Annotated in this window: 7 protein-coding genes and 1 pseudogene; 2 read left to right on the forward strand and 6 right to left on the reverse strand. The window is 60.4% G+C overall.

Annotation, left to right across the window (positions count from 1 at the left end):
• Positions 1 to 456: pseudogene (locus tag VJV58_RS04695) on the forward strand (tellurite resistance/C4-dicarboxylate transporter family protein); the annotation flags it as partial.
• Between the two features lie 19 nt (positions 457 to 475).
• On the opposite strand, the gene VJV58_RS04700 reads toward VJV58_RS04695, so the two are convergent.
• From VJV58_RS04700 to VJV58_RS04710, 3 genes are all read right to left on the reverse strand, one after another.
• Entirely contained in the window at positions 476 to 1,732 is a 1,257-nt protein-coding gene (locus VJV58_RS04700; protein WP_324136180.1) for an aminopeptidase, read from the reverse strand.
• A gap of 53 nt (positions 1,733 to 1,785) precedes the next feature.
• The gene (locus VJV58_RS04705; RefSeq protein ID WP_324136181.1) at positions 1,786 to 3,147 is read right to left on the reverse strand and encodes an adenylosuccinate lyase family protein; all 1,362 of its coding nucleotides are present in this window, start codon (positions 3,145 to 3,147) and stop codon (positions 1,786 to 1,788) included.
• Between the two features lie 112 nt (positions 3,148 to 3,259).
• Positions 3,260 to 4,492, reverse strand: a complete 1,233-nt coding sequence (locus tag VJV58_RS04710; protein ID WP_324136182.1) for a rhodanese-like domain-containing protein — start codon at positions 4,490 to 4,492, stop codon at positions 3,260 to 3,262.
• Between the two features lie 1,094 nt (positions 4,493 to 5,586).
• Here VJV58_RS04710 and VJV58_RS04715 point away from each other — a divergent pair.
• A complete protein-coding gene (locus tag VJV58_RS04715; protein ID WP_324136183.1) occupies positions 5,587 to 7,377 on the forward strand; it encodes an ATP-dependent Clp protease adaptor ClpS in 1,791 nt (596 codons plus the stop codon).
• Between the two features lie 171 nt (positions 7,378 to 7,548).
• Here the strand turns inward: VJV58_RS04715 and VJV58_RS04720 are convergent, their stop codons facing one another.
• The 3 genes from VJV58_RS04720 to VJV58_RS04730 all read right to left on the reverse strand — a co-directional run.
• Entirely contained in the window at positions 7,549 to 8,115 is a 567-nt protein-coding gene (locus tag VJV58_RS04720) for a YbhB/YbcL family Raf kinase inhibitor-like protein (protein WP_414641403.1), read from the reverse strand.
• Positions 8,116 to 8,334: 219 nt separating this feature from the next.
• A complete protein-coding gene (locus VJV58_RS04725) occupies positions 8,335 to 8,718 on the reverse strand; it encodes a hypothetical protein (RefSeq protein ID WP_324136184.1) in 384 nt (127 codons plus the stop codon).
• Between the two features lie 140 nt (positions 8,719 to 8,858).
• Positions 8,859 to 9,044, reverse strand: a 186-nt coding sequence (locus VJV58_RS04730) for a hypothetical protein (RefSeq protein ID WP_324136185.1), incomplete at its 5' end; no start/stop codon positions are given.

Below are 9,044 nucleotides of genomic sequence, written 5' to 3' on the forward strand. Positions count from 1 at the left end.
ATTTTCTTCTCCGATCTCGACCCCGAGGATATCACCCCGGTTTTGTGGGTTGTCATGGGAGCCGCTGCGATCACGACGAACGCGGGATCAACACTCATCCTCGCCGACACTGACGTGTCCTTTCTGCAATCGATGCGGCCACTGATTGATGGCGTTACACTCCTCATGTGGGCTTGGGCGACATGGTGGATACCTTTGCTGCTGATGCTTGGAATATGGAAGCACGGCATCCGAAGTGTGCCGCTACGCTACACCCCGATGCTTTGGAGCCTCGTGTTCCCGCTCGGCATGTACGCGGTGGCGACCCTGCGGCTGTCGCTCGCGGCGGAGTTTCCTCCTCTCAAATTGATGTCGCAGGGAATGATGTGGGTGGCACTCGCGGCGTGGAGCGCGACAGCCCTCGGCTTTATCTATGCGTGTTGGCAAGCTTTTCGCGAGTTCGCGCGAGCCGGCTGACCGATTTCGCCCGCGGACTTCACGCCCATTCGCCCTTACGGAAGACCGGCACTCGCCGCCCGTCGGCATGGATGCCGTCGATATCGGTCTGATCCGAGCCGATCATCCAGTCGATGTGAATCAGGCTCTTGTTGCCGCCCTGAGCCGCGATCTGCTCGGCGCTCAGCTTGCCGCCGTTCACGAAGCACTTCGAGTAGCATTGGCCGAGGGCAATGTGGCAGGCGGCGTTCTCGTCGAACAGTGTGTTGAAGAACAGAAGTCCGCTTTTCGAGATCGGGGAAGAATGCGGCACAAGCGCGACTTCGCCCAGCCGGCGCGCGCCCTCGTCTGTATCGAGCACCTTCCTGAGCACTTCCTTGCCGCGCGCAGCTTTAGCCTCGACGATCCGTCCTTCGTCGAACCGCACCGCGATTTGGTCGATCAGCGAGCCCTGGTACGACAGCGGCTTGGAACTGATCACGTGCCCGCTGACGCGTCGCGCATGCGGCGTGGTGAAAACCTCCTCGGTCGGAATGTTGGCGTTGCAGATGATTCCGTTCTTGGCCTCTGAGGCGCCGCCCTCCCATTCATGGCCGTCCGCAAGACCGACGGTCAGGTCGGTCCCCGGTCCGGAATAATGCAACGCGCTGAAGCGGTGCCCGTTCAGCCATTCTGTCCGGCTGCGCAGCGTGGCGTTGTGTTTCTGCCATGCCGCGACCGCGCCATCACTGTCGACCCGCGAAGCGGCGAAGATTGCGTCGGCAAGCTTTGCGACCGCAACATGCTCTTCGTCTGCCGGAAAAACCTGCTTGGCCCAGGACGGGCTTGGATAGGCGATGATGTTCCAGTTGACGTCGAAATTGACGATCTTTTCCAGTGCGGGCTGATAGGCGATCGAATTGGCCTTGCTGGCGCGCGCGACCTTGGCGGGATCTTCGCCGGAGAGCAGCATTGGATTGTCACCGACGATGGCGAGCCGGGCAGTGTTGGCGGCGAACGCCTTCGACATCCCCTCATAGAGCCAGCCGGCGGCGCGATCGAAGCTGTCGTCGCGACCAAACTTATAACGCGACAGCGTGACAGCCTCATCGGACAGGATCGGTGTCACCAGTCCGGCGCCAGCTCGATACGCATGTTCCGCAATTCGACGCACCAGCGACAGCGCCGCCGCGGGTGCGGTCAGCAACAGGTCCTGTCCCGGCTGTAGATTAAGCCCGACGCGGATTGCCACTTCGGCGAGGCGGTCGAGCTTCACCGGGTCGATTGACGCCGAAAGATTGCGCTCGTGGACGGTCATGGGATTCCTCAGATCTAATGTTCGGGGCAGATATAAGCAAACTGGCCGAAAGCTCAACGAGGTGACGCTGCCAGCACGCGATCCACCATTTCAGGCGCGAGGCCGAGATAGTTGTTTGGCGAGGTCAGGCGCTCGATGGTTGCGCGATCAATGCGCGCCGAAACCTCCGGATCGGCCGAGAGCGCATCGGCCAGCGTCATGTTATTGTCATTGGCGAGGCGACAGGCGTCGTAAACCACGTCATGCGCCTGTTGCCTACCGATCTCAGGGGCGAGCCCCATCATCACCGCCTCGGCCACAATCAGGCCGCGGCTGATGCCGAGATTTTTCGCCATCTGTTTCTCATCGACAATCAAACCCTCCAGCGCAAATTTCGCCTGGTGAAGCGCTCCGGCCGTGAGCACAAAGCTCTCCGGAATCGCCATCCATTCCGCGTGCCATGGTCCCGTCGCACGCTCGAAATCCTGCACCGTCGCATCGAGCATCAGGCCAGCGTGCTGGCGCACAGCCTTGGAGGCCGCCAGCATCAGCTCGGCGGAGATCGGATTGCGTTTTTGCGGCATGGTGGAAGAAGCGCCGCGGCCCTTTACAAACGGCTCGTAAACTTCGGCGAATTCCGTAGACGCCATGATCATGATGTCGAGCGCGATCTTTCCGAGCGAGCCCGTCAACAGTGCGAGGAAGTTCACCGCCTCGGCGAGGCCGTCGCGCGCGACGTGCCAGGTGGAAACGGGAATGCCGAGACCGAGTTCGCGGCAGAGCGCCTTCTGCACGTCGAAACCTTTATCTCCGAGCGAGGCAAGCGTGCCGGCGGCGCCGGCGAACTGGCCCACCAGAACACGCGGCTTCAATTGCTGAAGACGTTCGGCATGGCGGTCGAACATTGCCAGCCAGATCGCGGTCTTGTAGCCGAACGTCACCGGCAGCGCCTGCTGCAAATGCGTGCGACCCGCCATCGGGCTATCGCGATAGCGTCTGGACAGATCGGCGAGAATGCCGCGCAGCGTAGAGATATCCTGCTCGATGATCGTGAGGCCCGCACGCATTTGCAGGACTAGAGCAGTGTCCATGATATCCTGGGTCGTCGCCCCCCAGTGGACGTAACGACCGGCCTCGGCGCATTGCTTCACCATCTGCTGAACCAGCGGCAAGATCGGATAGCCAACGATATCGGTCTCGCGACGCAGGAGATCGAAGTCAAGCGCCGCAACGTTGGTGCGTTCTGCAATCGCTTCCGCGGCCTCCGCCGGAATCACGCCGCAGCGCGCTTCGGCTTTGGCCAGCGCGATCTCGACCTCGGCGTAACGGGAAAGCGAGCTGAAATCCGAAAACACCTGTCGCATTGGGGCCGTGCCGAAGGCATTCCGAAACAGAAAAGAATCAAGAACGGTCGTGGAAGACGGGAAAGCGGGCATAGGTCGTCACCTCAATCGGAGCATCAAGCAACAGTGGCAGCTAATGGCGAACAGGCTTTGCCCAAGGTCATGTTCAACCAAGTGGATGAGATCATGATCCGATGGCCCGGCATTAGATCACAAGGAATCCATGGGTCGCATCGCGCCGAAGCTGCTCGACCAGGCCATATTCCCAATCGAGATAGGCCTGCATCGCGTCAGTATCGATATTGGTGCCCTCGTAAGGACGGCGGTAGCGATGCCCGGGATCGGGCTTGGGCAACAGTTGCGGCGGGCCGACTTCCAGCGCGCCATCATAACCACCATCGAGCACGTATGTGTCCCAGCCCATTTGCGAGAGCCAGGACGCCGTCATCTCGGCGCGAACAGACATATTGTCCGTCAACAGGATGCGTGCCCCTCGCACTGGCGCTGCCATGTCGATCTCCTGGACAAGCTGTCCTCCCGGATAGTGCAGAAACCCTGGAATGTGGCCGGCCGCGTAATCCTCGCTGGGGCGAACGTCGAACCGATAGAGTGTGCGGTTAGTCTGCGCCTCGAGCGCCCTCACCTCCTCTAAGTCCAGGTGCCGAACGCCGGCGCGATAAGCAACTTCGCGCGCCTTTGCTTTTGCGCCCTCGAACAGCCCGACATCGCCGCGCCTGTCAGCACCGTGCTCGAGTTCATGGTTCGCAAGCGTCCAACCGATCGTCCCGTTTCTCAGCGCCACCACCTTGTTTGGAATGCCGGCATTGATCAGCGACTGAGCGCCGATGATCGAGCGAGTGCGGCCGGCACAGTTCACAATGATCGTGGTGTCGGGATCCGGCGCGAGACGTCCCGCGCGCAACACCAGTTCGGCCCCAGGCACGCTGACGGAGCCCGGGATGTTCATGGTCGCGTATTCGTCGAACCGCCGAACGTCGAGAACCCTGATATCGGCGTTACGGGCAATCAACGCGGCGACGTCGTCGGCGCCCAACGAGGGCGTATGCCGCCGCGACTCGACCAATTCGCCAAAGGCCTTGGCATAGGAATTCACATCCTGGAACAGTTCGTAACCCGCCATCCGCCAAGTCTGCAATCCGCCATCGAGTTGACGAACGTCTGTGTACCCCAACGCTTTCAGGCGATCCGCAGCCTGCGCTACCAGACCGTCGCCGGCATCGTAAACGACCACCGGCGCATCCTTGCGCGGTAGTCTGCTTTCGGCTTCGAGTGCGATCCTGTCATGCGCCATATTGGCGGCAAACAATGGATGGCCGGTGGCATAAGCGGCCTCGTGCCGCACATCGAGCAATGCGATTTCATCGCGCAGCAGCAACGCGGAACGGACTTGCGCGGAAGTGACGGATGGTATGGTCATCGAAGGTCGGGTCTGATTGCGGTGTTGAAGTAGCCTTGCACGGTTGCGCCCGCCCGTTCAACCGCGGTCGGCGCAGACAACTCCCACAATTCCTCCTCCTTTGCGGAGTGGAGCCGAGCGACGCGCGCTTTTTCTTATCCCTCCCACTTTTGTGGGGAGGGTGGCTGGCCGAAGGCCAGTCGGGTGGGGTTGGCAGCGGATGGCGTTGCGCAAACACCATGTTCGCGGAAGCAGCCCCCCACCCTGCACATCGTTCGCTCCGCTCACGATCTGCTATCCCTCCCCACAAGTGGGAGGGATAAGAAAAAGCGAGCTTGGCTCGTCGTAGCTCTCTTCATCCCTCCCCTTTACTTTATGGGGAGGGTGGCGCGAGCGTCGGGTGGGGTTACTCACACCGCCGCGATCTCGCCGCGTGATCCGCGCGAGTTTTGATAAACGTAAAGCGCACCTGAACATCAGAGGGCGCAGGGAATGCCGGGCGCTCGATGCACCCGCAGCCTCGCATGCAAAATAAAAAAGCATACGAGTAAGTCACCACGGTCACGCCGGATACGCCCGGCATTCCCCGCGCAATGGTGTTAACGGTTTCCTTCGTGATCTTCCCGGTGATCGGGCTTGGTTGTCACCGTCGCCAGTGAGATACCTCTCACTAACTTGACGCCAGCATCGAGGCGTCAGAACCACACGACTTCGCCGTCCGCCTCACGCGCTGTTCGTCCGCAGCACATCAGCATCCATCGCATCCCGCACCGCGCTCCGTGACGTTGCGCAACGCCCCTCGTCTGGAGCAGGACGGCGAGGCTTATAATTTTGATTTGGGCCAGGCGAGAATGGAAATATTTTCGCAAGCAGGGCTGGACCGCCAAACCGGATCGATTTGACCGTCAGGCAAAATGGGGCTGGAAAGCGCGTGCGAGCTTTTGCCTCGCGCTTTGTAAGATAATGTATTTGCTAGTTAAATTTAAGCGACGCTCGGCTGGGGCACGACGGACCGCACGTCCCTGCAAAATTCTCGCGTGACTTTTGTTCTTCTTTGGTTCTATTCTCGTTTCGCGAGTAAATGTCATATCACACAACCAGACGCAGGTATTCTCATGTCCGATGCTTCCGCCGAGGCCAGCCACGTTCAGGTATTCATTCATGGCGACGACGAAACGCCGGGCGATTTCGTCGTCGATCTTCTGCATTCGGTTTTCAAGATCCCGTTCGCCAAGGCGGACAACCTGGCCGAAACGACCGACAGGTACGGGCAGGCCCTGTGCGGGACCTATTCGCGTGACGCCGCCGACGAGGTGCTCGTAACGGCTCGGCAGCGCATCCACGCCGCAGGCCATCCGCTCCTGATCACGACAGAAGCCATTTCGGCCCATGATGCGGCGAAGCCCGGCTGCTGTAAAGTTTGCGGAGCATTTTCGAACGGCAAGCTGCTCTCGCTCGTTGCCGTCGTCTGTGACGACTGCATCGATGAGGTGCGAAGCAAGCAAGCTGAAGAGGCCCCAGACAAGCAATTCGACTACGCCTGCGAAGCATTGGGTTGGCATTTCGTCGGCATACCGCGGGATCAGCTGGTTGCGAGCTCGCGACAGTTTCCCGGTCATATGCGTGCTGACGTTCAAACCGCGCTTGACCGGATGTTTTCGGCATCGCCGATCCGGTTTTTCGGAATCCATGAGCGGCAGCGTTACGAGACTTTGACCATCGCGGCGCTAAGCCGAGATGACCACCAATCCCCCGGCATCGCGCCGGCGCAGTATCATGACGTCGATATTGGCGACAGCTCCCCGGTGAAATGTCTGCAAAATGGCTTGTGGCTTTGCGAAGCCGAGGGCCTGCGCTACGCGGTGCTTCTCTCTTCCCACCGCGAGTACAGCCGTGAATCGGGCATCCGCGTCGAGATCGTTTTGGCCGCAGGCGCGGCGGGAGCGGAGTTCGTGCGCCGGTGCTTTTCCGAATTGGCGAGCGCCGTCAACGCTGCCCGGTGCTATCGCGGCAAGATCCTCTCGCTCGACAGCGCTTCGGATTACCACGGAAGCTCGAAAGGAATCATGGTCCACAAACTGGCAGCGGTGCAACGCGAAGATGTGATCCTGCCGGAAGCCACCCTGAAGCTGCTCGACCGCAACGTCCTGAGCTTTGTGGGACGGCGTGCCCAACTTCGCCAGCTCGGGCAATCCTGCCGCAAAGGTATTCTGCTGTACGGGCCACCCGGAACCGGCAAGACCCACACCATCCGCTATCTGGCGAGCAACCTTCCCGGCCACACAACCATCATCATGACAGCAGCGCAGATCACGATGCTGGACCAGTACATGGACCTTGCGCGGCTGTTGCAGCCGTCGATGGTGGTGATCGAAGACGTCGATCTGATTGCGTCCGATCGAAACGAAATGGGGCCTTGCGAAGAGGCGCTGCTCAACGATCTTCTCAATCAGATGGATGGATTAAAGGAAGACGCAGATATTCTGTTCGTCCTCACCACCAACCGGCCGGAAACACTTGAGAGCGCATTGGCGGGCCGGCCCGGCCGTATCGACCAGGCGATCGAGGTGCCGCCTCCGGACGAAACCGGCCGCAGGAAACTTGTAAAACTCTACGGCAGCGCGCTGCCGCTCGGCGACGCCGTGGTAGCCGAGGCAGCGCAACGGACGAACGGCGTCAGCGCCGCGTTCATGAAGGAAATGATGCGGCGCATCGCACAAGCGAGCATCATTCGAGACGGCGGCGCGACGGTCGAGTCCGAAGACATCAGCGAAGCGCTCGATGACATGCTGGTTGCGGGTGGCAGTCTCAACACGAGACTGTTAGGCGGGGCTCAGGAAATGGCCGGCTCGACGGCCAGCCCGGCCGACAAAGTTACCAAACCCAGGGTGAAGCGGCGGCGCTGACCCGATCAGCGCGGTAACAACACGCCTGTTTCAGCTGAAAGCTGTGGGGCGGACGAGGCAAGCATCCGCAAAGCATCGTCGCCGACCATGTGGCCGGCGATGATGTGTTCGCAGATATGTGCGCAACAGTGATCCCGCGACAGGCAGGATGCGCTTGCTTCACGAGGGCGCTCAGCGGCCGTACATGCCGGTCAAGGTCGCCTTGCCTAAGCTGTGGAAGTGCAGATCGAACCCCACGAGCGCGGCCGACGCGGAATGATCCTTGGCATCGGGCAGCTTGTCGACATCCACCGCGAAAACCGTGATCTGGTAGTGATGCGGCTTATCGCCAGGCGGCGGGCAAGGGCCGCCATAGCCATCCGATCCGAAATCGGTACGGCTCTGAATTGCGCCCTTCGGCATCAGCTTCTTCTTCACGTCTCCGGCTCCCTTGGGCAGCGATGTCGTGCTCGCGGGCAGGTTGAACACCACCCAGTGCCACCAGCCGCTTCCGGTCGGCGCATCCGGATCATAGATGGTCACAGCGAAACTCTTGGTCCCACTGGGCGCTCCGCTCCAGCTCAACGCCGGAGAGATGTTGCCGCCGGTGCAACCGAAGCCCTTGAATACTTGTTCGTTGCCGATTGTGCCGCCGTCCTTGATGTCGGAGCTGGTCAAGGTCATGCTTTGCGCATTCGCGGCAATCGAACCGAGCACGCCGACTGTAAGGGCTGCGATCCAAACAACGAGTTTTTTCATTGAAATTCCTCCCGATCCGATGCGCCGGGATCTTCGTCCCGTGCCGGCCTGAGCGATAGCAATTTTTACGCTGGCTTGAAAGCGGCGCAGCCGGCGGCCGGCAATCCAAAGTCAAGCATCGCAATGCTAGGCATTGCTTGACGCATTTCCTTGGCCAAAGACGCGCCAGCGCCGGCGCGGTACAGGCGCCGGACGAAGGCGCGGCGGTTGGCTGTTACGCTAGCGCGCCGACAATTGCGGCGAACGCGTCAGGTAGTAGCCACAGCCGGCCGCTCCAAACAGGTAGATCAGGGCTGCGATCCATCCCATTGAATTCAGCGTGCCGGCGATGGTCCCCAGCACAACCACCACCAGGCCGACGACATTTCCGACGACGGTTGCAATCATTAATCCACGCAGCGCTTCGGCGGAGCTGTCCCGGGCAAACCAGAAAATCAGGCCCAGCCCCAGCAGTGCGGCGCCGAACAATCGTGCGAGGAGTACCGAAGACGGTGAATTGGCCAGTCCATAGCTGGCGGCTACCTCTTCGGGCGCCAGTACAAACCCGATACCGTGGATCAGGGCGAGAACAGCGAGGATCGTGAAAAACGTCTTCATCGTCATGACGTACACCCCCGTCTTGCGCCGACGGCGGGATGCCGAACGGCATGTCGCCAGCATGAACCAAAGCGCCGCGATTCCGCAAGGGAGATGAGGAGCAAGCCACAGGCAGAATACAGCGTGAAACGGTATTGGACGCCTGATCAGCCCTTCAAATCATATTCGGCTTTGAGACGCGCGGCGATCTGCTCGATCATTTGACGGCGCTCGGAATCATCTTCCGATCCTTCCTGCACGATCTTTGCGGTCCAACTGTCACCTTCGGGCTGAACCGAAATCATGATGTCGGTCGGATTGTCGCAAATGTCCTCCATTTCTATCCTGATCGC

Source organism: Bradyrhizobium sp., assembly GCF_035273305.1.
GTDB lineage: Bacteria > Pseudomonadota > Alphaproteobacteria > Rhizobiales > Xanthobacteraceae > Bradyrhizobium.